Source organism: Spirosoma sp. KUDC1026, from assembly GCF_013375035.1.
Taxonomy (GTDB): domain Bacteria; phylum Bacteroidota; class Bacteroidia; order Cytophagales; family Spirosomataceae; genus Spirosoma.
Window position 1 is genome coordinate 2,185,773 of record NZ_CP056032.1, and the last position, 25,611, is coordinate 2,211,383.

The following is a 25,611-nucleotide window of genomic DNA, read 5'->3' on the forward strand; positions in this document are numbered from 1 at the left end:
GTTCAGGTTTAGAAGGCAACAGAAACACCCAGCACAAATGACCTCGTCCGTGGATAGAAGCTTACGGGATCGATACCCGGCGACAGGTTGACGCTATTGTCGCCCGGCCCGCCGTACACATCCCGCGATGAGCCCGTCCGCAACTCTGGATCAATGCCGCGGTACTTGGTGATCACGAACAGGTTCTGGCCGGAAACGTACACCTGTGGGTTTCGAACGTACCGATCAAGACCCGGAATCCGGTAGCCCAGCCGGAAATTATCGAGCCGGATGAACGATGCATCTTCGATCCAGAGGCTGGACAGCTGCGAGGCTACCCCCTGCCCGATACCACTCTGGAAAGCGTAAGCCAGTACGTTGTTTCCGGGGAAGTTGCCGGGATTGGCGTATAGCAGGTACGGGCCGTTCAGGGCTTTCTGGCCCAGCGAACCCCGGAAGAAGAAATTCAGATCGAAGTTGCCGTACTGGAAATTGTTGTTCCAGCCCAGCGTCATGTACGGCTGCGAGCTGCCCAGGTACGTCCGATCTTTACCGCCCGGATCGCGACCGCCACCCCCGTTGTCTTCGTAGACGTAGTTACCCCGTTCATCAAAGCGCAGGAAACGGGCGGTATAAAACTGTCCAATCGGATAGCCCTCCTGAAGTACGATCGGGAACGTGTTGGCAAAACCACCCTGTCCGCTACCAATGCCGCCGTACGTGGTTGGATTAGCCGTATTGTACTTGTAGAAGTCATTGGTTAGCGACACTACCCGGTTGCGATTGTGCGCTACGTTGAGCGTTGTCTGCCAATTAAACTTGCCTTTGTCGATAACCTGGTAAGTCAGGCTCAGCTCGACGCCCCGGTTGTTGACCCGCCCGACGTTGGCCAGTACACTGCCCACCACCGCTGTCAGGTTTTCGGAGCCGTACTTCTGACCAATCGACAGCGGGTAGTTGAACAGCAGATCCCGCGTGTCTTTGTTATAAAATTCCAGCGAGCCCTGCACCCGATTGTTGAACAGCGCAAAGTCGAAGCCCAGGTTGGTCATGGCCGAGGTTTCCCACTTCAGATCGGGGTTGGCGTTCTGCGTAAAGGCGTAGGCCGACCGGAAGCCGCCGTTGGTTGGATAGAAACCGCTCTGCGAAAAAATCAGCCGGGAGGCATAATCGCCGATACCGTCCTGGTTACCCGTAACGCCGTAACCCAGTCGAATTTTCAGGTCGTTGACCACGCTGCTGTTTTTCAGGAAGGGCTCCTGACTGATCCGCCAGCCTACAGAGAGCGAAGGAAACACGCCCCACCGGTTGTTGGCCCCGAACCGTGACGAACCATCCCGGCGAATGTTGGCCGTCAGCAGGTATTTTTCGTCGTAGGAATAGTTGAGTCGACCCAGTAAACCCACCAGGATAGCCTCGTACTTGTTCGACCGAACGACCCGCGTGTTACCGCCATCAGGCAGGGGATTCCCCGCTTCCAGGTTGTTATAGCCGAAGATGTCGGGGAAGTCGCGGTTTTCGGCAAACATCTCCTCGCTGCCCAATTTCTGGTAGGTATGCCCGGCCAGTACGTTCAGGCTGCTTTTGCCGAACGTCGCGTTATAGCTGATTGTCGACTCAATGAGTTTGTCGATTACTTCGCGCTGGAACCGGTTGGCCAGCGATTTACCCGTGTTCGCGTAGCCGCGGAACGTGCTGGGAACGAAATACCCCGAGAAGTAGTTGAAATCGCTCAGCGATGCGTTGACGCCTACTTTCAGCCCTTTGAGCACCTCCAGTGACACCTTGCCGTTGACCAGCGTTTGCTTCTCTTTGGCGTCGTTGGTGATCTGCGAGATCCGCGCTACCGGGTTCTCTTCCTCGATCTGTGGGCTGGCCAACTGGAAGAATGAACCATCGGCATTATAGACCGGATAGGTCGGGTTCATTTTCGTGGCCGCCCGGAACGCATTGTAGTCAATGAACTTTTTGTTGGAGAACTGCTGCGATACCAGCAACTGAATCTCCATCCGGTCATTGAATGCTTTCTGGACCAGATTCAGCCGCGCATTCAACCGGTCGTAGCCCGAGTTCTTGACAACCCCCGGCTGATTCAGATAAACCAGCGAGCCGCGATACGTGAACTTGTTCGATCCGCCCGAAATACCAATCGAGTGGTTGTGGCTTATGGCCGTCTGCTCCATCGCTTTAAACCAGTCGGTGCTGGCTCCGCCGTCGATGGCTTTTACGCCTAATTCCTGCGCTTTCTGGCGAAATTCATCGGCCGTCAATACGTCTGGATTCTTCGTTACGTTCTGCACCCCCACGTAGCCATTGTACTCGATCTGGGTTTGGCCGCTTTTGCCCCGTTTGGTTGTGACAACGATAACCCCGTTGGCACCACGCGACCCATAAATCGCTGCGGCAGACGCGTCCTTGAGTACGTCGACCCGTTCAATGTCTTCGGGGGCAACGCTGGTTAGGTTTGCGCCAGCTACCCCGTCAATAACGATCAGGGGTTCGCTGTTGGCGCTCAACGACGACGTACCCCGTAGCCGGATGGCGGGTCGGTTGTTGGTCGGGTCGCTGTTGGGGGCCTGGATAACCAGACCCGCTACCTTACCCTGCACCGATTGAAGCGGGTTGTTGATGACCCCGGCGTTAAATTCTTTTTGGGTGACAGTGGCCGTGGCGCCGGTGACGTCAGCTTTTTTCTGCGTACCGTAGCCGACTACCACTACTTCCTCCAGCGATTTGGTGTCCTGCTTGAGCGTTACGTTGAGAACACTCTGGCTGCCAATGGCCACATCCTGCGCCAGGTAACCAACGAAGCTGAAAGTCAGGGTCGTCGCGCCGTCGGGGATAACTAGTTTATAGTTTCCTTCCGCGTCAGTCGTTGAACCGCGCTGACTGCCTTTTACTACGATCGAGACGCCAGGTAGGCCTGATCCCTGTTCGTCAATCACTCGCCCCGTAATAGTCCGATCTACCGGTTTGACTGGCTTATCTGCCGTCGGTCGTAACGCCATCCGGGCCAATTGGCTGGGCCTGCTCTCGGTTACGGGCATTAGTCGGCTATGGGCGGTTCTTAACCGGCTAACATCAGGGTCATTGCCCAACGTCGGTGCGGCAACTGAACACAGCGGCAGGGTAAGCAGCTGTGAGCAACCGACGTAGACAAGCCACCGTCTTGATTCAGCTAAACGTTTGCTCATACGTTAACATAAATTTAATGTGCCGGGAAAAGTAATTTTTTTTCCACGAAAAGCACAAATTAAATCAAGATTCAATGGCACAAATGTCCTTTTTGTTAGGTAACGGTTTCAGTTGGTCTGTTCGATCTTACGTATACCAGACTCAACGGTTTTTCCGGTATGTGATCTGGTAGTACCAACAAGATCCTTACAGCAAGGCCTCAGGTAAAAGTATGTTATCGGATTAGTGGTCCTCCGGCTCATCAGCATGGTTCATTCGCCAGCCGACGACAGCGTAATGCCAGAGCCAAATTGGAGGTAGAACAGGACTAAAATGCTGGAAAACTACGGAGAACCAGGACCCTCGAGAAATGCCCTGCGATCAAACCGCCTTCGATTCAACAGAATTTGATTCGGCAATAACGAATGAAGATACCGCTGCCATGGAATCAGGCTCGGAGATAGATAAGGTCGTATGAATCTCTCCTGGAATCTGACTAAGCATGCTGCCAGAAGTAGATCAGATGATTTTTGGGTAGCAGTACAGGTGGGCTATTAATGGTCGGCTATACAATTAATAAATTGGTTCGGCGTAGATTTGTCCGTTTATTATTCTGTAATACAGCCAAATTATGAACCGGAAAATTACGGTAGCTTATCTTATCACTTGTTTAACAATTAGCCCGGCGTTTCAGCTCTGGGCGCAGGACGAAAAACCTGTAGCACTGGACAAACGCTACGAAACTGAAATCAAAAACCTGGCCAAGCGCCCGGCGGTGCAGGCTGCGTTTAAGGTGTTTATGGACCTGGAACCGGAGACACGGCAGACGCACATTATGCTGACCGAAACGGCGTCGCCCCCGTTCAAGGAGCAGGTACGCGCGACGAAATACGCCGACTTGATGAGAGCCGCCGGTGCCGATTCCGTCTGGATCGATAACGTTAGTAACGTACTGGCCCTGCGCAAAGGCAAAGGCGGTCAGAAAACGGTTGTGGTCGAAGCGCACCTGGATACGGTATTCCCCGAAGGAACCGACGTGAAGGTGAAGCAGAAAGGTGATACGTTGTACGCGCCGGGTATCGGTGATGATACCCGGGGGCTGGCGGCTGTACTGACTGTGTTGAAAGGCATGGAAAAGGCCAAAATCGAGACCGACGCAAATGTCTTGTTTATTGGGGCCGTGGGCGAAGAGGGGCTGGGCGATCTGCGGGGGGTTAAGAACCTGTTCAAAAAAGGCGGTCCGCGTATCGATTCATACATCGCTGTCGACGGCGATGGCATCAACGAGATTACCCACCGCGGGCTGGGTTCGCACCGGTATCGGATTACGTTCAAAGGGCCGGGTGGTCACTCGTATGGCGCGTTTGGCATTGTGAATCCGCACGGGGCACTGGGCAAAGCTATTTACTATTTTACGCAGGAAGCCGACAAGTTCACCCGCGAGGGTATCAAAACGACGTATAGTGTCAGCGTGATCGGCGGTGGTACGTCGGTGAACGCCATTCCCTACGAATCCTGGATGGAAGTGGATATGCGGTCGGAAAGCCCGGAAAAACTGAACGGCATCGATAAGTTGCTCCAAGCTGCCGTGCAGAAGGCGCTGGACGAAGAGAACGCGATGAAACGCTCCGGCCCGGATCTGACGGTCGACGTAAAACAGGTGGGCGATCGGCCCTCGGGTCGTACGGAGGCAACCAATCCACTGGTACAGCGGGCTGTTGCTGTGGCAAAATACATGAATGTTGAGCCTGTCCTGAGCGTCAGCTCGACCAACGCCAACACGCCTATTGCCGAAGGCGTGCCTGCCATTACGATTGGCAGTGGTGGTACGGGGGGCGGTGCGCACTCGCTGGGCGAGTGGTGGCTGAACGACAAAGGGTACCTGGGTATGCAGCGCATCCTGCTCGTGCTGCTGGCCGAAGCTGGGGTGAAATAGGACCGCAATTGCTGATAAGCGGGCAGTAAAGGGAGGATCGTTACCCATTACTGCCCGCTTGTTGCTGATCTTCAACGAACCCCACATCCGCCCCTCCAGTGTGTCCGCAGTTATGAAAATGACTAGTAGACGACTCACCGCCTACGACGACGAAAAAAGTCAAGTTACAATCACGCTGAATGGCAAAGTCACTTATCTTTTCTGTTACGCCTTGCTTATCGTCACCAGTGTAGCATTTTAACTGAACTGGATTTGGATTTTGCGTCAGGTAAAGCCCGCCCTGGTCTTTGTATCATGCCCAAGCAAAAGGCTGATTGGCTGACGAAATCGTCGTTCAGGATATCCCGGTAACGACTATTGAAATCTTATCCGGTGCGACGGACCGCCCAGAGCAGAGCCTGAACAGCCTGACCGACCGCATTTATAAAAACATTTTCCGGCCGGTGTCAAAACAGTGTGGTCAGTTGTCTCTATCGTGCAAACGGTTTCAATACTGTTTCCAGGCCGCCGTCAGTTCAACGTTTCGGAAGGTATACTGATCTGGAGACAGGAATTTAACTTAATCTAAGTGAGATTTTCGAAGGGTAGCCTCAGGGCTTTTTTAGTAGTTCATCCAGCGAATACACATCGCCATTTTTGACGACGGTGACGACGTTCCAGGCATCCTTTACGTGTGTTAGTGGGTCGCCGTCGACAATAACCAGATCGGCCAGTTTGCCCGCTTCCAGCGAACCCAGGTCCTGACTCACACCCACGGCTTCGGCTGCCCAGAGCGTCGCCGATCGTAGTGCTTCAAACGGTGTCAGGCCACTGTCCACAAATACTTGTAGTTCGGTGTGCAGGCTCATGCCGTAGGGCACGAAGGGGCTGTCGGTACCCGCTGTTACATGAGCCCCCGCATCAATTAGCGCTTTCACGCTCTTCTGGATGTTGGCGAAGTTGGTTAGGTAGCCAGGGTTGATTTTGCTGATCTGCGCGACGCCTGCCTGCAACGAGTTGGTGAAGCTCTCCGAAAAAAATGCCTTGTACTGTTTGTTCTCGAAGAAATTTGGGTCGCGTCCGGCTAAGACGTAGAAACCACCCTGAAGCGTTGCCGTTGGCGTAATGTTCATACCCGATTTTGCCAGCAGTTGAATCACATCCTGATAGCTCCGGTTCATGGCCGAAATCTTGGGTGAGTACCCCCGGCGACTCGTGCCGCCAATATGTTCCACGGCATCCACTTCGTAGCGCATGGCTGGGTAAATCTCGTGCGATGATATGGGCATGCCGTGGGCGTGGGCAAAGTTCGTGATACGCTGTTGCATGGGATCGGGCATGCGAACGTAGGTCTTGATTAGGTCGAAACCCAGATCCACCGAGCGGTTCAGTTCCAGTTCCAGGTGCGAAGGCGACGAAATGCTGGTCGCCAGGCCGTAGTAAATCCGGGTGCCGTCGGTCAGGCCACCCGTGAAAAACTGCCGGGGTCCTTTGCGCCGGTTGGTTGCCCAGGACTCTTTACGTTCCAGCGCATCGTACGGATCGGCGCCTGGCTCGCGCACCGACGTAATGCCGTACGATAACCACAGTCGTCCCTGCTGCTCGCCCGACATGGCGTTCTGGTGGGAGTGCATCTCGAACAGGCCGGGAATAATGGTTTTGGTGGACGCATCGATTACCTTACCGCTACGTTGCGCCTGATGCGGTACGATGTCGCGAATCCGGTTGCCCTCAATCAGAATATCGACGTTCGTGCGGTACGTAGCTGACTTGCCATCAAACACCCGTCCGGCGTGAATTACCAGCGACTCACTGGGTTTGGCCGGTTGCCAGGTGAACTGCATCGGAATATTTTCGATGTGGCCGTCGGCCAGGTACACCTGTTTCAGCGTATCGGTTGCCATGTAAAGCAGGCTCTGGGAATCGCCCGCCCAGGTTGGCGCGTCGGCCAGGTCGTTCGTCAGGCGTTTAGGTGGCCCAAGCGGATTGCCCTGCCGGTCGACGGGACTTACCCAGAGCAAGCCGTCCATGATGTACGCCATCCAGTTGCCGTTTGGCGACCAGGCGGGGCCGTTTTTGCCGCGGGTTCCCAGCGTCCGTTCTTCCACCGGCGATACGTGCCGGTCGCCACTGCCGTCGGCCGCGCCGTCGATGGTGACCAGCGTAATCTCACTTTTCCCTTCGCGGTAGCGCGACGAGTACACGTCCAGCGCCGACAGGGCAATGGTTCGTCCGTCGGGTGACCAGCTGGGCTGGCTCGGCACAAATACCGATTCGTGGTGTTTGTCGATCTTACCCGTCGCTACGTCGACGGAACTGAGCGTACCGCGCCCCCAGACGTTACGGGGATCACCCTGATAAAACGCAATCCGCTTACCATCCGGTGACCAGGTGGGGTAGTTGATGTCGTCCGGCAGATCAACCAGCCGCTGGTCTTTGCCGGTTTTCAGGTCGCGTACCCAGAGGTCCATGTTGCCCTGCCGGTCGGACGTAAAAGCCAGCTGTGCGCCATCCGGCGACCAGGTCGGGTCGGCTTCGATATAAGCATCGTTGGTCAGGGCTTTGGGCTGCGGGTTGCCTTTAGTCAGTAGCCAGATATCGCCCAGGGCGGCAAAGACAATCTGTTTACCATCCGGCGAGAGGGTAGGGCCCTTGATGCCTTTGACGGGACGGGGCGTTGCCGTATCAAAATCATACCGTTTCCGCTGGTAGTTCCGGCGCGATATGGTAACCGTCGCCGTAAAAGGAATTACCGTTGTTTTCTGCCCCAGTTTTCCACGCTTCAGTTGACCGTCGGCCGTGTAGATGTATTCGGTGGGCGAGAACCAGCTCGCCCGGAAGGGAAATACGTCTTCCGTGGCCTGAGAAAGCAGTTGACTCTTTTTGTCATCCAGGCCGACGCTGGAGAGGTTGCTCTGGTCTTTGGTCAGGGCGTTGTACAGTATATGGCTTCCGTTTGGTTGCCAGGTCGGTGCCGCCAGTTTCGCCGACGTACCCAGGACGAGTTGCTCCGTTCCGCCAAATGGTAACCGGTACAGACCGGGCGCGTCGGGTCGTTCCGAAATGAACGCGATTTGCTGCCCGTCGGGTGAGTAGGCTGGGTTGTATTCATTGGCGGCATTCTTTGTGAGTTGCGTCAGCTTGCCGTCGGCTACGGTCAGTTGCCAGATGTCGTAATTACCACCCCGGTCGGAGGAGAAAACCAGCGTTTTGCCATCCGGCGACCAGTGGGGTTCGCGGTCGTCGTAAATGCCAAAGGTTAGCTGTTTGCGCTCCGTTCCAATTTTATTCACCATCCAGAGGTGGTACGTCCCATCCCAGAACGCGTGAAAAACCACCCAGTTGCCATCCGGCGACCAGGCGGGCTGCCGGCAGTCGCCCAGCGCGTCGGTAACCGGAATGGCAGTGCCGCCCTTACTAGAAAGCAGCCAGATCGTTCCCTGAAGATCCATCGCAATCGTTTGCCCATCCGGCGACAGGGCTGCCGCCATATTAGTGCCTTCGGTTACGGGAACCTTCAGTGAATCGAGGGTACTGGCTTTTGTCTGGACTGTGCCTAAAAACAACAGGAAAATCAGGAGCCGATTCATGAAGGAGAGGGAGTAGAACGCTGGGGAATTCATAGGGACACAATCTATATGAGTATGGTAGGCACTGATGAACCTGAAAAGCTCGACAGAAGGCGGATTGACCAAAGGTAAAAATCACTATTTGTATTTCGAATAACGAATAAGATTTTATTTTATAAAATTTAATTTGTTTAGAATATAATTCTTTTTAAATATATATAAATAGTATTAAATCTTAATATTTATAGATATTTAAAATAATATATTGAAATGGGTTGCGAAGTTATGTCTGGAAAGATATATTTGGATAACGTCTATGTTGAGACTATTTCTACTCAATCGGTTTGCTGATTGAGTAAGCCGCTTTTCAATTGACTGTCTGCGTTTTAGCGGCAATCGATTGAGCGCTACGAGTACCCTGCTTGGCGAGTTTCTTCTTTTTTATAGCGTCTTCATCAGTACTTAACCCAATTTTGTTATGCGTAAACGATTACCGCTTATTCTACTACTTTTTGCGCTTTATCTGCCAATGCAGATATGGGCACAGGGCCGGACTGTTAAAGGCGTTGTTACGTCCGGCGAGGACAATTCTCCGCTGCCGGGTGTGAACGTTGTGATAAAGGGAACGTCGACCGGTGCTTCGACCAATGCCGAAGGCGCCTATACCATTACGGTTCCGACCAACCTGGTCAAAAATGGCGTACTGGTGTATTCGTTCATCGGTATGAAAAGCATAGAGGTTCCCATCGGGTCGCAAAGCACCATTTCGGTTAAGCTACAGCGGGACGAAACATCGCTCGATGAGGTGATTGTCAGTGCCCTGGGTTTCAAGGAAAATGCCGATAAACTGGGCTCTACGGCGGCCAAGATCGACGCCAAAGATCTGGTTCGCTCGGGCGAAACGGGCGTCATCAACGGCATGGCCGGGAAAGCCGCTGGCGTACTCATTACGCGCTCGGCCGGTGATCCTGGCGCGGGGTCATACATCCAGATCCGGGGGCAGAACACCATTACGGGCTCGACCCAGCCGCTGGTCATTGTGGACGGTATTCCGATCAGTAACTCGACCCTGGGCGATCAGTCGGCTGGCGTAACGCAGCAGTCGCGTTTGAACGACATCAACCCCGACGACATCGCGTCTATGCAGATCCTGAAGGGGGCATCGGCGGCTGCCTTATGGGGCTCACGGGCGGCTAATGGTGTAATCGTAATCACGACCAAAAAAGGGGCTAATTCCGACAAGATTAATATTTCGTTCAGCTCGACGGTTTCGTTCGACCGGGCCAATCGGCTGCACCCGCTGCAAACTAGCTACGGCCAGGGATCGGGCGGGGTGTATCAACCCACCAGTGCGTTCTCCTGGGGCGATAAAATTGCCAGCCGGGCGGGCGGGGAAGACGTAGTGAACACGACCGGTTCGCGCTTCGAAGCCTACAACGGCCAGACATTTTACCCGATTATAACGAAAAACTCGCGGGAGACCTATAACGATGCCCGATTGGCGGAGGTATTCCGGACGGGTACGTATATCGACAATAACCTGGCCATCAGTGGCGGTAACGACAAGGGGAATTTCTACCTGAGCATAGGTGATCTGCGTCAGAAAGGAATCATCAACGGGCAGAGCGATTACTACCGAACATCGGTGCGCTTCAACACGGAACGGCGCTTCAACGATATCATCAAGGCGACGACCAACGCGGCTTATGTCCGGACTACTTCGAACCGGATTCAGCGGAGTAACAGCGTGAACGGTCTCTACATTGGGATGCTGCGTACCCCGCCCGATTTCGACAGTCGTCCTTACAAGGGCAACTACTTCGCATCGCCAACGGCCAGCGCCATTCCCAATCGCCAGCGCTCTTACCGGAACTACCTGGGCGCGTCGGCCAACCCGATCTATAACGATCCGCTCTGGGCCATCCACGAGCTAACGAACTTCTCGGAAGTGGACCGATTTATCGTCAACTCCGAAATCCTGATCACTCCCTCGAAGTGGTTCGACATCACGGCGCGGGGCGGTATCGACAGCTACACTGATCACCGGATTACGAACTATCCCGTCAACTCGGCCATCAATAGCGGGCTGGGTTCGTTTGAGGAAGGAATCCTGAAAGAAAACGAGATGAACCTCGACGTGATTGGCCGGGCGTTTAAGGATTTCGGAAAGGACATCACGAGTACGCTGATCGTCGGCTTCAACATCAACGACCGGCAATACCTGAACTTGGGCGGTACGATGAACACCTTTATCATTGCCGATGCGCCACCAAACTTTGGTAATTCGCTGACGGCGAATGATGCGCCGTACCGCACCACGACCCACCGCCGGATGGCGCGCCTGTACTCGACCCTGAACCTAGGTTTCTTCAACCAGGTATTCCTGAACGCATCGGTAGCGGCAGAGTCGGGGTCGACTTTTGGCAGTCAGACACAGTCAACCTTTTATTATCCATCGGCCGACGTAGCGTGGCAGTTTACGCAACTGCCTGCCCTGCGCGACAATACTCTGCTATCGTTCGGTAAACTGCGGGCTTCCTACGGGATTGTAGGGGTCCAGCCCGATGCTTACCGGAACACCACGACCTACGTAACGGCCTCGTTCAGCAGTTGGGCCAGTGCGCTGAGCGGTTCGGGCTACGGCAATGGGGCCTACGTCCGCAGTGGTCGCCAGGGGGATCCGTTCCTGCGGCCCGAGCGTAAAACGGAGTGGGAGCTGGGGACCGATCTGCGGTTCTTCAATAACAAGCTGACGGCAGGCTTTACGTACTACCAGAACAAGATCAACGACCTACTGCTGGATGTAGCCACGGCGGGCTCAACGGGATATACCTCAAAATACACCAACGCCGGTTCCATGAGCAACAAAGGCTGGGAACTTGATCTGAGCTACAATCTGCTCCAGACCAAAGATTTCAGCTGGACACTATCGGGCAACCTGAGCCGGAACATCAACCGGGTAACGAATCTGGCCGGTACGGATATCATTACGCTGGGCGGGTTCAGCAGTACAGCCAGTACGGTAGCGCGGGTAGGGTACGCCATGTCGTCGCTCTACGGCGGTACATATGCCCGGAATGATGATGGGTCACTGGCGCTCAACGCCAACGGGTTTCCGCAGGTAGCCTCCTCATTCGGTGTGATCGGCGATCCAAACCCGGATTATCGGGGGGGCTTTGGTACCAGCCTGTCGTACAGGAAGTTTTCGCTGAATGTGCTATTCGAAACTTTCCAGGGTGGTGATTTTTACACGGGTACGCAGGGGGTCTTGACTTACTTCGGCACACACGCCGATGTAGGGAACGAAGTAACGCTGACCCAGGCGCTGAAAAACTACGCGGGCCAGACTATTGCCGCTGGTACGACGGTGCGTGGGGCGATCAAAGATTTTGGGACCGGGCCGGTACTACTCGACCAGTCGTATTATACTTCGATTGGGGGTGGGTTTAGTACGCTGGTTGAACAGTTTATCAAAGACGGTAGCTGGACCCGGCTGCGGGAAGTGTCGCTGGGGTACAGCTTCAACTCGCCCAAATTCCGGCAGAAAACCCGGCTGCAATCCATCGATCTGACCGTAACGGGACGAAACCCGATTCTGTGGACCAAGATTGCGGGTATCGATCCGGAAACATCCCTGAACGGAGCCAGCAACTCGCGGGGGCAGGATTACTTCAACAGCCCGAACACAAAATCGCTGCTGTTCAGCGTGAAAATCAATTACTAACCTCCTTCAAGCTGCTAAATCAAATGAAGCGATTCTATAAACCCCTTGTTGTGGCGCTCCTTGGTCTGACGGCAATGGCCTGCAACTCGATCGTCGATGGGTTGAACGTCGACCCGAACAATCCTACCAGTGCTACCGCCAGCCTACTGCTGACCGGTACCGAAATTGCCAACATGGCGACGCAGGAAGGCATGGCTAGTCGCCTGACCACCATCTGGGACGGGTATCTGAGCGGAGCCGACCGCCAGTGGCTTGACTATTACAACTACAATGTATCGGCCGGAATTTACGACACAGACTGGAACCTGGTCTTTCAGGGAGTGAATGCTAATGCCCTGCTAACCATTGAGCAGGCAACGGCATTGGGCAATCGGAAAATGGCAGCTATTGCCAAGATCTTGCGGGCTAACGCGCTGGCAACCGCGACCGAACTCTGGGGAGACATTCCGTTCGACCAGGCGGGTAACAGCGCCTTATATCCCAATCCGGCCTTTGAACCGCAGGCAACCGTATACACCAAACTGATTGCGCTGGTAGACGACGCCATCGCCGATCTGAATAACGGAATCGGTACTGTCTCGACGGAGGATATTCACTTTGGGGGCGATGCTACGAAATGGAAACAGACGGCCTATACGCTGAAAGCCCGACTGCTGACCGATATGAAACAATACGATGCGGCTTATACAGCGGCCCAGAGCGGGATTAGTGCCTACGCTAACTCTCTCTACGCACCCCACGGCTCCATCGCCAACGTCAATCAGAACCAGTTCTACACCTTCCTGACTATCCAGCGGACGGGTGATATTTTCGCAGTAGGGGCCTATAATGTAGGGCTGCTGAACCCCGCCGGTACGCGCTACCGGGGAAATAGCAAGACAATCGAAACAGCGCGTTACCGGTTCTATTACCTGGAAAACGGCGTGAATACGGCGGGGCGGATTGAACCCAACACGTCGGGAACCAGTGGATTCTTCGCGCAGAACGCCAGCTTCCCGCTCATTACGTATCAGGAGAACATGCTGACGCTGGCCGAAATGGCGTTACGTAGCGGCAAAGGCTTTACGACGGCACTGGGGCATCTGAACGCCTACCGGGCTTTCCTAAACGGCGGTGGCTATATTAACACCACCTATCTGACGACTGGCAACTACAAATACGAGGCCTACACAGCTGCCGACTTTGCGGTAGGTGGTATCGAAAACGCCGACGGTATCAGCGCTGACAATGCTTTGCTGCGTGAGATTTTGCAGGAGCGTTACGTATCGTTTTACGGTCAGCACATCGGCTGGAACGACGAGCGCCGGAACCGCAACGATCCGTACGGCATAAAGCTAACACCGAACAGCGGTACGCGGCTACCATCGCGGTTTATCTACTCGCAGAACGAATTGAACTCGAACGCCAGCGCACCAAAAGCTTTCCCGACGACGTTCGATGTGATGTCAATTTATCAGTAGCGTTTCTGATTCATACCAATGCCCATTCCCACAGTGGTTTTGATTGATCACTGTGGGAATGGGCATTGACGTTACTACAATTAATACCCAAGCTCAACATTGTAGCGGGGAACGAGTTATGCCAACGTTGATTTGGTTTTCATCACATGGCTTTTACGTTTTTAACCGCCGAATGGCGCAACCTGATTTTTGCCAATTACGCCATCGACCGGCGCGTGCTGGAGCCGCTTGTTCCCTACGGCACCGAACTCGACGAATTTGAAGGCGTCTGCTATGGGAGTCTGGTTGGCTTTTACTTCCAACGGGTCAAAATGCTCGGCAAGATAGCTGTACCCTTCCACACCCAGTTTGAAGAGTTTAACCTACGCTTCTACGTTAGGCGAAAAACAGACAATGGCTGGCAGCGCGGGGTTGTCTTTGTGAAGGAGATTGTACCCAAGCTGGCCATTACGTTAGTCGCAAACACACTCTACGGCGAGCCCTACGCTACCCATCCTATGCGACATCGCTGGCAACCTGATGGTGATCGGCAGTTAATTGAGTACGAATGGAAAGTAGGCGCTGGCTGGAATCATATACGGGTGTTGGCCGACCAGGCGGGGCAGGCCCTCACGCCTGATAGCGAGGAAGCGTTCATCACGGAGCACTATTGGGGGTACACGAAGCGATCGGCGCTGTTCGGCGCCGGATCGCGTACGTCGGAGTACGAAGTTGTACACCCGCAGTGGCGCATTTACCCCGTTCACGACTACTCTGTACGCTGCGATATCACCACGCTCTACGGGCCACAGTTTGCGCCCTTTTTTGAGGGACCTCCCCATTCCGTCTTCCTGGCCGATGGGTCGGCGGTGGCGATTCGGTCGGGCGCTACGTTGCAGGGGTGAGAAGAAACCCAGTCATTTCCTGCAGCGCGCTTGTCGCATGGACAACAAAAGGGTAGGAGTAGGAAGTGGATTCCACTTTCTTACTCTTACCCCAGTACTGTTTCCTTTTTATCGGCCGCCCCGGCCACCGTGGAATCCACCAAAGCTACCCCCGCCGAAGGAACGCATACCGCTGACGGGGCTGCCTCCGAACGACCGATTACTGAAACCGCCGTACGAACGCATGTTGCCCCGGTAACTGCCTGAGCCCATCCGGTCTAGTGGGGCCGCCAATCGCCCGTTACCACTGCTTAAGGTTCCTGGTGAACTATAGATACGGCCGCCACCGAACCAATTCGGACGACCGCCAAGCGTGCTGTAGGCAGGACCAAACGCCCGGTGGGCCGCTGTCATAAAACCGGAGTTGCCCGGCGACCAGTAGCGATGATAACCGACGTTGTTGGCGTAATACGTATTGAAGCGGTTATACAGGTGGGGATAATACGAGTAGCCCCGGTTAAAAAACCAGTTAGAGAAACCGATGGATGGCAGACCAAAGACAACCAAGTTGCCACCAGTACCGGCGTAAAAGCCGGTTCCGTACCACCAGGCCGATGGATACCACATCGGCGACGCGTACCAGTATGGGTAACCAAACCAGTAGGAATAGGGATTCTGGTTGTAGTAACCCGTATTAATCCAGGCTGGGTTCGGATTGATGCCGTTCGTGCGGTAGCCGTTGGCCTGCGCGTAGGCCTGACCAGCCTGCTGTAGTTCCTGCTGCGCCTGCGGGTCCTGGTTCAGTTCTCGCTGGTAATTAGCCAGTTCCTGCTGATTTTGTGCGTCCAGCTTGTCGTGTAAGTCCGTCAGGTTTTGCGCTACACCCACGGGATCGGTCTGATACGCCCGGCCTAGTTCCGCCGTTTTGTCGATCTGCTGCGTCAACAGTGTCAGTACGTCGGGCATGCCGAGTAACTGCCGGAAAGCAGCCTGCGTAGGTTGGTCCAGCGAAGTCGTTAAATCCGTAAACGCCCGATCGGCATGCTGATTCAGATTGTCAGCCTGAACCAGATCGTTGTGGTGATTATGGTAGAGTTTCCAGGCGGATTCCTGGACATCCGATGGCAGCGATTTCGTTACGTCCTGCACCGTCGCCTGACTCGAACCCGGTGGTAGCATCGCCAAGTCGTGCAGTATAGCAGGGAAGCGGGCCAGATCGTAAAACCATGTCTGCCTGGTCTGGCCGTAGGACTGAATCAGGTTAGTAAAGGCCCGCTGGCTGCTGTTCTGCTGCTGAGCCAGTTGGCTGAGCACGTCGGGCTGCTGACTGGCTAGTAGAATGGAGTGACGAACGTCGTCGCGGTAGGGGGCAATAGCCGAAACGATGGATTGGTCGGCGTTAGAGACAGCCGGTGTGCGGTTATCGTCGAGCGTCTGAGCGATTATCGGTTGGCTTTGCGCGATCAGAAGTCCCAGCCCCAGAAACAGGGCTGTTGCTACGGAAAAATGATTGAGCGCTTTCATGGCGAAACTCAGAAAAAATGAATAGTTGTGTCTGCTAATCACCGGTGAAGATCTCTTCTCAGGCGGTTATCTACCTAACAGAAGGAGCCCTACAGACCGTGCGCGAAAGGTGTTAAGTGTCAATTAAAAAAGTATAACTACTTAGGATGGGCCGGTTAGGGCAATGATAAATGCGAATGGTTGATCGGCCTTACATTCATCCGGAATAATGAAACAAGTTAAGTAGGTGATATTCTAGATATGATTATTTTGTATTGATCTGAAAATCAGGAAATTGTTTTGATTTTTGATTTTAATGTTGGCCTGGATACAGATCGCGTTCAATAGAAATGATCGATTTTGGTGGGAAATTTTTCTAACAAAAAGGTTGTGTACCATAGTATTTTTTCCATTTATCTATAATCAGTACCACCATGATCAAGCCAAAGAAGTTAGCAACATTACTTATGCTTGCTGCCGCTCCACTACTACTACCATCCTGTAACTCGGGCAGTAACCCGTCTCCCGACGATCCGAACGATACGTTTGGCGCGGTCATGAACGGCAATAATGAAGTGCCGCCCGTGAGTACCAGTGCCACGGGAAACTACACCGCTAATTACAACCGGGTGACGCGGGTGCTGAGCTACACGGTCACCTATCAGGGACTGACGCCGACCATGGGGCACATCCATTCGGTGACGGCTAATACGGCTTCCGGCAACACGGGTGGTATAACAATTACGTTCCCATCGCTGACCAGCCCGATCGTCGGACAGACCACGTTGACGCAGGGGCAACAGGACGATATGTACAACAAAAAGACGTACGCTAACCTGCATACGTCGGCTTTTCCTAACGGCCTGATCCGGGGTAATATCGCACAAACCGACTAAGAAGCATACGTAACCGCTTAGCGGCTCCCGGCCTGATCCAGTCAGGTTGGGAGTCGCTTTTCGTTTGTACTGACGCCACATACCGAAACCGGTTTTTCGTCTGGAAGACAGACATTTGTGAACAGGTAGGCGTGTTGCTTATGGTTCTATTCGGACCGAAGTGATTTAACCGGATTGACTAGTGCCGCCCGGATGCTTTGGAACGCGACCGTCAGTAGCACGATGGTGAATACCGACAGGCCGACTGCACCAATAAGCCAGCCCGTCAGTGAGATTCGGTAAGTAAACGTATCGAGCCAGTTTTGGGCGGCATACCAGCCAATAGGCGCGGCAATCACGAAGGCAGCCAGGACTAGTTTCAGATACGTAACGGTTAGTAATCGACTCACTTCCAGTGTGCTGGCACCCAGTACTTTCCGAAGGCCAATCTCCTTAATGCGTTGTTCAATCGTTAGGGATACAAGCCCAAATAGTCCGGAAACGGCAATCAGGAGTGCCAGCAACGCGGCATCGGTGATGAGTTCTTTCCAGTCGGCGTCGTCGGCATACTCATTCAGGCGGTCGTCTTCCATAAAGTGATAGGAAAATGGCTGAAAGGGAAGCGCCTTCCGGAACAACGTCTCGATGGCGCGCAGCCCGGCCGGTGTGCGGCCCGCCGTCAGTCGAGCGTATAGCTGATTCATCTGTTCGGGCTTACCGAGCTGCAACACGACCGGCTCCGGTTTGTCGCGCATAGACCGAAACTGGTAGTCGCGCACCAGCCCCACTACTGTCAGGTCGTGCCGAAGGTTGTTGTCGCCGTCGCGCTGGATAACCTGCCCAACAGCGGGCTGATTGGCCGACAGGTATTGCCGGGCAAACGTTTCATTGACCAGTACGCTGGATAAACTATCGGCCGGTCGGGCTGCGTTCAGACCCCGGCCCGCCAGAATCGGGATGTTTACCAGGTTCAGGTACTGGTCGTCGATCCATTCCCGTCCCGCCTTGACGGGTTTGTTTCGGACGTAGTATGTGGCTGACTGATGTCCACCCGACTTTCGGCCCACGGCCTCGATACCCGGTTGCTGGCGCAGGGCCTGTTTTAGTAGTTCCCCCTGCTTTTCGCGGCCCCATGGTATATACACCCGGACCCGGTTGGCTCGTTCGTACCCTACATCGGCGGTTCGTATGTAGTTGAATTGTCCGTGCAATACGGCTGTTCCGATCAGCAGCACGATGGCGATCACGAACTGTGTCACCAGCAGTGATTTTCCCAGTTGATTACGCCCTGCCAACCGTAGCCGTCCGTAAAGAATCTGCGTGGGGTTGAACCCTGAGAGAACCAACGCCGGATAAAAACCTGCCAGTAGGGTAACCAGCACGAGCAATCCGGCAAACAACCCCAACGTAGAAAAATTAAGCAGGAAACCAGGCTGTAACGCCTTGTTGGCAAGGGCTGAAAACTGCGGAAGCAGCGCAGTGACCACCAGCACGGCCAGCACGAAAGCCAGGAGCGTAAGCAGAAACGTTTCACCCAAAAACTGCCCGATCAGTTGCCGACGGGTGCTGCCCGTTGCTTTCCGAATCCCGATTTCTTTGGCCCGACGCAGTGTGCGGGCCAGCGTTAGATTTACGAAGTTGATACAGGCCAGCAGCAGAATCAATACGGCAATACCGCCCAGTAAGTACGAATACACCGACGAGGAGCCGCGCGTCAGGCCGTTGCTGAGGTCGTACCGATCGTCGAGGTGCATGGCCGTGTAGGGTTGCAGGTGATAGGCAATGCTGAACCGACCATTTTCCTGCTGCGCCTGCGCGAGCTGCTGACCAGCGTACCTGGTAACAACCGATGGCAATTTTCGCTCGACGGCCATTGGATCAGCCACTGCGCCCGTGCGGTCGGAACGTAGCCGCAGAAACGTATTCAGAAAGCCTTCTGCCCAGTTGTTGTCGCTCCAGTGTTTGCGGTCGGGGGGGAGCGCAGCCACCAACGGGCGCAGGGCATCGAATTGAATGCTCGAATTCATGGGTGGAGTTTTGACAACCCCCGTAATGCGGTAGTTTTCAAAACTGCCGCCCGCATCAATTGGTAAAAGCCGATTCAGTACGTCGGTGGTGCCAAAATACTTCCGGGCTACGTCGTCCGTGACGACTACGTTTCCCGGTTCGCTCAATAAGGTACGGGCGTCACCGGCCAGTAACTCGAAACTGAATAGCCTGAAAAATGACGTATCTACGTACATAACCTGCTGGTAAATGCTCTCGTCTTTCTTGCGAAACAGCATCTCGTACCCCTGTACTCGACAGAAATCGGCCACTTCGGGCAGGGCAGCCGCGAAAGCAGGGCCTTCGGGAACGCCGGTCGAGCCAGACGTAATCTCGTTGCCATCGGCCGTTGTTGTATTCAGCACCACCCGGTATAGTTGATCCCCCTGCGTTTGGAACCGATCATACGAAACCTCATCCTGGATAAACAGCAGGATAAACACAACCGCAGCCAGACCGGCACTCAGCCCAGCGATATTAATGGTGCTTAGCACCCGATTGCGAAGCAGATTTCGCCAGGCGATCTTAAGATAGTTTCGGAACATGATCGTCGAGGTTTATTCACTCCGCAAACTTTTCACCGGATTGATCAGCGCGGCTTTTATGCTCTGGAACGAGACCGTCAGCAACGTAATGACCAGCGTACCCAGGGCTGCCCCCGCAAAAATCCACCACGATAGTTCGGTATGGTAGTTATAGCCGTTCAGCCAGTTGCTCAGGTAATAGTAAGCGACAGGTATCGCAATCAGGCAGGCGATGGTTACCAGTACAATGAAATCTTTCGAGAGCAGAGCCCACAGATTCAGTACGCTGGCCCCGAGTACTTTCCGAACCCCGATTTCTTTGGTGCGCTGCTCGGCGGTGAACGAGGCCAGGCCGAACAAACCCAGGCAGGAGATGAAAATGGCCAGGACTGCGAAGCCACCCGCCAGCGTGCCGATGCGCTCTTCCGACGCAAACTTTTTACCGAATTCCTGATCGGCAAACTGGTACACGAACGGAGCCGACGGTACATGTTTCTTGAACGTGGCTTCAACAACCGCCATCGACTCGCTGACGCTTCTAGCTGGGTTGAGTTTGAGCACGATCCAGTTGGCGTTCTCGTAATCCATGAAGTAGATTGCCTGTTTCACCGGTTCGTAGGGCGACTCGGCCAGTACGTCTTTGACCACGCCAATAATGGTGAAGTTTTTAGTCTTGGGCGCGCTTGTCTGCCCCCACCTGACGACCGTGCCGATAGGGTGCTTGAGACCCATGAACTTAACGGCGGCTTCGTTGATAATAATGGCAGAGGAATCAGTGGTAAACGCCCGCGAAAAGTCACGACCTTCCCTGAATTGCCAGCCTACCGTTCTGCCGAAATCATGTGTGACAAAAATTTTCGAGAAATCTGCATCGAGTGAAGGGTCTTTGTCCGGCCAGCTAAAGTCGCTATCATTCGACCAGACCCCCGTCAGCGGACTCGACGATTCGGCCATATCCTGAATGACGTCCGCGTTGGTCAGTTCAGTTTTTAGCAGGTCGTATTTGCCATAGAAAGCAGGTGACAGCATCTCCATCATGACCACGCCGTTACTGTCGTAGCCGAGCGGTCGGTTTTTGGTGTGCTGAACCTGCCGGTACACAATGATGGTACCGATAATCAGTGTCAGGGAAACCGTAAACTGAATCACGACCAGTACCTGACGTGGCGCAGCCGCCAGACCGCCCACCCGGAACCGCCATGACGAACCCTGCCCCTTCAGGACTTTGATGGGCTGGAACGACGACAGATAAAAAGCGGGATAGCTGCCCGCCAGCAGCCCGGTGATACCCACAAAGCCCAGACTGACCAGCCAGAACGGGGCTTCAGACCAGGGGAACGTGATGCGTTTGTCGGCTACCGTGTTGAACCAGGGCAGCAAGACCAGGGTCAGTAAAACGGCTACTACAAACGCCAGCCCGACGACCAGAAACGACTCACTGAAAAACTGGTTCACCAGCTGACTGCGCACCGACCCGACGGCTTTGCGAATGCCGACTTCTTTGGCGCGTTTTTCAGAGCGGGCCGTGCTCAGGTTCATGAAATTGATGCAGGCCAGCAGCAGTACGAAAATACCAACCAGCCCAAACAGCCGGACGTACTGGATGTAGCCGCCCGTCTGTACGCCTTCTTTCCAGGACGAGTACAGTCGCCAGTCGCTCATCGGGTGGAGAAACAGCGTCGAGTTGTATTTCCGGTCGTCGGCCGGGACTTTGTTAAGCTTGGCGTTTTTAATCTGCGCGCTTACCGTCTGCATGTCGGCATTGTCGGTAAGCTGAACATAGAGTTGAAACGCATTAAAGCCCCATTCGTGGTTGTCTAGTGGCCGCTTCACCCAGGGATATATGCTGACGAACAGGTTCCAGGGAGCAATGAAAGTAAGGTCCCGAAACTCCGTACTGAAGGGCAGGTCTTCGTAAACACCTGTCACGGTCACATCGGCTTTTCCTTCAATGTTGATGAGTTTGCCTATTGGGTCGGCATCGCCGAAAAGCGCCCGCGCCGTCGACGCCGACAGCAGGACCGAGTTCAATTCCCGTAGTCCCTGTCGAGTGCCTTTCAGCATGTGTAGCGACAGGATTTCGGGCATATCAGCTCCCATGTAGTTGCCCGACCGCGCGAGGTGCTTATCGCCGTACGATAGCACTCGGTCGCCGGGCGAAGTGGTCATGGCCAGATGCTTGGAATGACCGCCGTAGTTGGTCCGCAGTTCTGCCTCCAGCGGAGCCGGAATAGACTCTTGCGTACCGATGTGCCCGTTGAATAGCTGCTGCTGCATGACCTGAGCAATGCGGTCGTAGTTGGCGAATGACTTGTTGAACGAGAGTTCGTCCCAGCCCCACAAACCAATCAACATGGCCACAGCCATCCCGACGGCCAAGCCACCGATGTTGATGAATGAATAGACCCGGTTTTTAGCCAGATTGCGCCAGGCGATTTTGAGATAGTTGCGGAGCATAATAGTGATGGTTTACTCGGATCGTAGTGATTCAACCGGATTGACCAGGGCCGCCCGGATGCTTTGGAGACTCACCGTGAGTAAGGCGATACCCGTAGCTAGCAGACCGGCCAGTAGGAACAGCCACCAGCTCAGTTCAATTTTGTAGGCAAAATTCTGTAGCCATTGGTGCATGGCGTACCAGGCAATAGGCGATGCGATTATGACAGCGATCAGGACCAGCTTGAGGAAATCGCGGGAAAGCAGAGCGACAATACTGGCGACGGATGCGCCCAGCACTTTTCGCACGCCAATCTCTTTTGTGCGCTGTTCGGCTGCGAATGCGACCAGCCCGAACAGACCCAGACAGGCAATAAAGACAGCCAGTATCGTAAACGTTAGTAGCACGTTGCCCTGCTTCTGCTCCGCCTGATACTGCTTCGAGAAATTTTCGTCCAGAAAGTGAAAATCTAGCGTAGCCGTGGGGGAGAACGTTCGGTAAACGGTCTGGATGTGGGCCAGGGCTGCCGCTACGTTGCCTGCGCGAATGCGAACGTACAGATTGTCTTTGTCTGGCGCCGTGGGCATTTGCAGCACCAGCGGTTCGACTTTGTGTTGAAGTGAATAGGTGTGGAAATCCTTGACTACGCCAATGATGCGGGCTTCGGCGGTGTGATTGGCCTGATCGATAAAATAACGTACCCGCTTGCCAACCGGCCGGGGGCCAAGCTGTCGGGCCAGCGTCTGATTGATCAGCACGGCATTCGACGCATCGCTTTTAAAAGACTCGGAAAAGTTACGGCCGCTTTCCAGACCGATCTCCAGCGTAGTCAGGTAGTCCGGGTCGACGAGGAATTTCTGAACCATCTGCGCATTGGCCCCAAACGCGTCCTGTTGCTCGAAAAACATACCTGAACCGCCGATGTTGTTGTTGCCGATCGGATTGCTGGCCGCAGCTGCGCTTTCGATCAGTGGACTCCGGAGCAGTGATTCCTTAAGCGCGTCGACGCGTTGCCGGACGGTTTCGTCGTCGATGTGAAAGGTAAGCACCTGTTCTTTATTGAACCCTAAATCCGCCTGGCTGACAAACTGCATCTGTCGGTATACAACGCCTGAGCAGGCAATCAGCGCCACTGTGGTGACGAACTGAAAAACGACCAGCGCCTGCCGGAGCCTAACCGGCTGCTGATGGGTGCTCTGTTGGCCACGCAAAGCCGGTACGGGTCGAAAACCTGACATACGCAGGGCTGGATACAAACCGCTCAGTGTGCCAATCAGCACCGAGAACAGTACAACCGTTAGCAGAATGTCAGCCCAGCTGCCCAGCGACAAGCTCTTGTCGGCGAGCTGGTTGAAGTACGGCAATGCCATAACGACCAGACTAGCACTAACCAGGCCCGCCAGTAATGTCATGAGCAATGATTCGGTCAGAAATTGACCAATCAGTTGCCGACGAAAGGATCCGACTGCTTTTCGAACCCCGACTTCGCGGGTCCGTTTGAGAGCGCGGACTGTGTTCAGGTTGACGTAGTTGATGCAGGCAATCAGTAGAATCAGCGCGGCTACAGCGGCAAAAATGGAAACTGTACGGGCGTTGCCGTTCGGGCTGATTTCGTAGTCCAGATGCGAATGCAGGTGAATCGACGTCAGGGGTTGTAGTTCCAGCCGATACGTTACGTCGCCCATTTCCTTTTTCAGGTATTTTGGAAAAAAACCGGTCAGTTTTGCCGACCGGCTTTCGGGTTCACTGCCCTTTGCCAGCAACAGGTACGTGTATAGTTCAGCCTGCTGCCAGCCACTGGTATAATTGTCGGGGAAGGAACGTAAGGCGCCGAATTGCAGGTGCGAGTTAGTCGGTACATCCTCGATAACGCCCGTCACCGTATTCGGAAAATGATTGCTGAACTCGATGACTTTACCGACTGCGTTGCCAGCACTGCCAAACAGTTTTTCGGCGACGCTTTTCGTCAGTACGATGCTCTGCGGTCTACGAAGAGCCGTACGCGGGTCGCCATATAGAAAGGGAAAGGTGAACACCTCAAACACCGTCGGGTCGGTGAAGTAAATGGCGGGGACGTCCAGTTTTTTGTCGCCAGCTGTTATCAATCCACCGCCCTCCTGGTTAAAGCGGACCGTCTTTTCCACGTCCGGGTAGTCTTGCTTCAAGGCTTCCGCGAAGGGGGCCGGTGTGGCCGCGATGTGCAGATCCCCGCCCTGCCACTGTGCGTGCTGTACGACCCGGACAATGCGGTCGGCGTTGGTGTGAAAGCGGTCGTAGCTTTGCTCGTTGACCACGTATAAAACCATGAGCCAGACAGCAGCCATGCCGACCCCCAGCCCGACTATGTTGAGACCGCTGAACAGCTTGTTTTTCCAGAAGGTCCGAAGTGCGATTTTGACGTGATTACGCAGCATGATCGGTCAGGTTATAGCGATAAACGAAGGGAACACCAAGCCGAACTGTCCCAAACGACATACCAATTACGTAACTTGCTGACAAACAGTAGGTAATATTGCGATAGGTCTGCTCAATGTCCGTAAACGGACGGCTTACGTTCGCTTACGGACAGAACAAATAGGCCAAAAACAGCTGATTGATAGAGCCTTTAGCTGGCTTAGGGTAGGTTCAGACTAGCTCGGATGTCGGCCACGGTACGTTCGTACGACGCACCAATGGGAATTGCTCCACCAGCTACGGTAATCTCCTGCCGGGCTATCTTTTCGATTTTACGAATGGCAATGGCGTATGATCGATGCACCCGAACGAACAGACCAGGTGGTAGCAACTGCAACGCATCGGTCATTGTCTGCCGGCTGAGCAAGCGACGGGTTGGCAGCACAAACGACAGGTAGTTGCCGTCGGCTTCGAGGTACAGAATATCATCGACGCGGACCTTCTCTTCTTCGTAACCCGTTTTGACGAAAATAAACGGATCTTCCTCCGAACGTAGTGTATGAATGTCGAGCGCCTTCATACAGGCTTTGAGAAAACGAGCCAGCGAAAACGGCTTCAAGAGGTAATCAACCGCATCGAGCTCGAACCCCTGAACGGCATAATCGGAGTAGGCCGTCGTGAAAATCACCATCGGATTGCGGGGCAGACACTTCACTACGTCGACACCCGAAATATCCGGCATTTTAATGTCCAGAAAAATCAGGTCGGCACGATGCGTCTGCAGGTACGTAATGGCTTCGAACGCGTCGGTAAATGTAGCCTCCAGGTGCAGGAAAGACACCTTGGCGGCATGTAGCCGAATTACGTCCAGCGCCTGCGGTTCGTCATCAATAGCAATAGCGGTCAAGGGCATGAGCGATTACTTTTGGTTCGTCCAGCGGTCCTCCTCGAAGGAGAGCAAACCGGAAATGGTACCGTCGGCGGCAATCTCAACGGTACATGATGCGTCATTCGTCTGTAGCAAAAAACGTAGCCGTGGCGGCTCATTGACGGTCGATACCGGACTGGCTGACATGAAGCTTGATGCCATCTGAGCCACTACAACAGGAACCAGCCACAGTAAGAGCAGGGGAAGATAAAAGCATTTC

At 54.2% G+C, this 25,611-nt stretch carries 13 protein-coding genes; 6 read left to right on the plus strand and 7 right to left on the minus strand.

Annotation, left to right across the window (positions count from 1 at the left end; genetic code table 11):
- Positions 1–8: 8 nt before the first annotated feature.
- Entirely contained in the window at positions 9–3,173 is a 3,165-nt protein-coding gene (locus tag HU175_RS09275) for a SusC/RagA family TonB-linked outer membrane protein (RefSeq protein ID WP_176566324.1), read from the minus strand.
- A gap of 611 nt (positions 3,174–3,784) precedes the next feature.
- Here HU175_RS09275 and HU175_RS09280 point away from each other — a divergent pair.
- On the plus strand, positions 3,785–5,089 hold the full coding sequence (locus tag HU175_RS09280) for a M20/M25/M40 family metallo-hydrolase (protein ID WP_176566325.1): 1,305 nt from the start codon (positions 3,785–3,787) through the stop codon (positions 5,087–5,089).
- Positions 5,090–5,679: 590 nt separating this feature from the next.
- Here the strand turns inward: HU175_RS09280 and HU175_RS09285 are convergent.
- On the minus strand, positions 5,680–8,658 hold the full coding sequence (locus HU175_RS09285; RefSeq protein ID WP_176566326.1) for an amidohydrolase family protein: 2,979 nt from the start codon (positions 8,656–8,658) through the stop codon (positions 5,680–5,682).
- Between the two features lie 457 nt (positions 8,659–9,115).
- Between HU175_RS09285 and HU175_RS09290 the strand changes: the two genes are divergently transcribed.
- The 3 genes from HU175_RS09290 (at position 9,116) to HU175_RS09300 (ending at position 14,705) form a co-directional block, all read left to right on the plus strand.
- Entirely contained in the window at positions 9,116–12,361 is a 3,246-nt protein-coding gene (locus tag HU175_RS09290) for a SusC/RagA family TonB-linked outer membrane protein (protein ID WP_176566327.1), read from the plus strand.
- Between the two features lie 23 nt (positions 12,362–12,384).
- A complete protein-coding gene (locus HU175_RS09295; protein WP_176566328.1) occupies positions 12,385–13,821 on the plus strand; it encodes a SusD/RagB family nutrient-binding outer membrane lipoprotein in 1,437 nt (478 codons plus the stop codon).
- Positions 13,822–13,967: 146 nt separating this feature from the next.
- Positions 13,968–14,705: a YqjF family protein gene (locus HU175_RS09300; RefSeq protein WP_176566329.1), complete on the plus strand. Its 738-nt coding sequence runs from the start codon at positions 13,968–13,970 to the stop codon at positions 14,703–14,705.
- A gap of 108 nt (positions 14,706–14,813) precedes the next feature.
- Here the strand turns inward: HU175_RS09300 and HU175_RS09305 are convergent, their stop codons facing one another.
- Positions 14,814–16,208, minus strand: coding sequence for a hypothetical protein (locus tag HU175_RS09305; protein ID WP_176566330.1), 1,395 nt, complete (start codon positions 16,206–16,208; stop codon positions 14,814–14,816).
- Positions 16,209–16,654: 446 nt separating this feature from the next.
- On the opposite strand from HU175_RS09305, the gene HU175_RS09310 reads away from it, so the two are divergent.
- Positions 16,655–17,083, plus strand: a complete 429-nt coding sequence (locus HU175_RS09310) for a CHRD domain-containing protein (RefSeq protein WP_228724380.1) — start codon at positions 16,655–16,657, stop codon at positions 17,081–17,083.
- 146 nt (positions 17,084–17,229) lie between these two features.
- Here the strand turns inward: HU175_RS09310 and HU175_RS09315 are convergent, their stop codons facing one another.
- The 4 genes from HU175_RS09315 to HU175_RS09330 all read right to left on the minus strand — a co-directional run bounded on the left by HU175_RS09315 (position 17,230) and on the right by HU175_RS09330 (position 25,376).
- On the minus strand, positions 17,230–19,653 hold the full coding sequence (locus HU175_RS09315; protein WP_176566332.1) for an FtsX-like permease family protein: 2,424 nt from the start codon (positions 19,651–19,653) through the stop codon (positions 17,230–17,232).
- 12 nt (positions 19,654–19,665) lie between these two features.
- The gene (locus HU175_RS09320; protein ID WP_176566333.1) at positions 19,666–22,089 is read right to left on the minus strand and encodes an ABC transporter permease; all 2,424 of its coding nucleotides are present in this window, start codon (positions 22,087–22,089) and stop codon (positions 19,666–19,668) included.
- Between the two features lie 12 nt (positions 22,090–22,101).
- Positions 22,102–24,483, minus strand: a complete 2,382-nt coding sequence (locus tag HU175_RS09325; protein WP_176566334.1) for an ABC transporter permease — start codon at positions 24,481–24,483, stop codon at positions 22,102–22,104.
- 200 nt (positions 24,484–24,683) lie between these two features.
- Positions 24,684–25,376: a LytR/AlgR family response regulator transcription factor gene (locus HU175_RS09330; protein WP_176566335.1), complete on the minus strand. Its 693-nt coding sequence runs from the start codon at positions 25,374–25,376 to the stop codon at positions 24,684–24,686.
- Here HU175_RS09330 and HU175_RS09335 point away from each other — a divergent pair.
- Positions 25,375–25,557 carry a hypothetical protein gene (locus HU175_RS09335; RefSeq protein WP_176566336.1) on the plus strand — a complete coding sequence of 61 codons (183 nt, stop codon included), beginning with the start codon at positions 25,375–25,377 and terminating at the stop codon, positions 25,555–25,557. The two genes, HU175_RS09330 and HU175_RS09335, sit on opposite strands and share 2 nt — an antisense overlap.
- The last annotated feature ends 54 nt before the right edge of the window (positions 25,558–25,611 follow it).

What these genes read in the sequence shown, in the direction of transcription:
- HU175_RS09275 (WP_176566324.1), bottom strand. Translation starts at nt 3,173, where the DNA reads ATGAGCAAACGTTTAGCTGAATCAAGACGGTGGCTTGTCTACGTCGGT.
- HU175_RS09280 (WP_176566325.1), top strand. Translation starts at nt 3,785, where the DNA reads ATGAACCGGAAAATTACGGTAGCTTATCTTATCACTTGTTTAACAATT.
- HU175_RS09285 (WP_176566326.1), bottom strand. Translation starts at nt 8,658, where the DNA reads ATGAATCGGCTCCTGATTTTCCTGTTGTTTTTAGGCACAGTCCAGACA.
- HU175_RS09290 (WP_176566327.1), top strand. Translation starts at nt 9,116, where the DNA reads ATGCGTAAACGATTACCGCTTATTCTACTACTTTTTGCGCTTTATCTG.
- HU175_RS09295 (WP_176566328.1), top strand. Translation starts at nt 12,385, where the DNA reads ATGAAGCGATTCTATAAACCCCTTGTTGTGGCGCTCCTTGGTCTGACG.
- HU175_RS09300 (WP_176566329.1), top strand. Translation starts at nt 13,968, where the DNA reads ATGGCTTTTACGTTTTTAACCGCCGAATGGCGCAACCTGATTTTTGCC.
- HU175_RS09305 (WP_176566330.1), bottom strand. Translation starts at nt 16,208, where the DNA reads ATGAAAGCGCTCAATCATTTTTCCGTAGCAACAGCCCTGTTTCTGGGG.
- HU175_RS09310 (WP_228724380.1), top strand. Translation starts at nt 16,655, where the DNA reads ATGCTTGCTGCCGCTCCACTACTACTACCATCCTGTAACTCGGGCAGT.
- HU175_RS09315 (WP_176566332.1), bottom strand. Translation starts at nt 19,653, where the DNA reads ATGTTCCGAAACTATCTTAAGATCGCCTGGCGAAATCTGCTTCGCAAT.
- HU175_RS09320 (WP_176566333.1), bottom strand. Translation starts at nt 22,089, where the DNA reads ATGCTCCGCAACTATCTCAAAATCGCCTGGCGCAATCTGGCTAAAAAC.
- HU175_RS09325 (WP_176566334.1), bottom strand. Translation starts at nt 24,483, where the DNA reads ATGCTGCGTAATCACGTCAAAATCGCACTTCGGACCTTCTGGAAAAAC.
- HU175_RS09335 (WP_176566336.1), top strand. Translation starts at nt 25,375, where the DNA reads ATGAGCGATTACTTTTGGTTCGTCCAGCGGTCCTCCTCGAAGGAGAGC.
- HU175_RS09330 (WP_176566335.1), bottom strand. Translation starts at nt 25,376, where the DNA reads ATGCCCTTGACCGCTATTGCTATTGATGACGAACCGCAGGCGCTGGAC.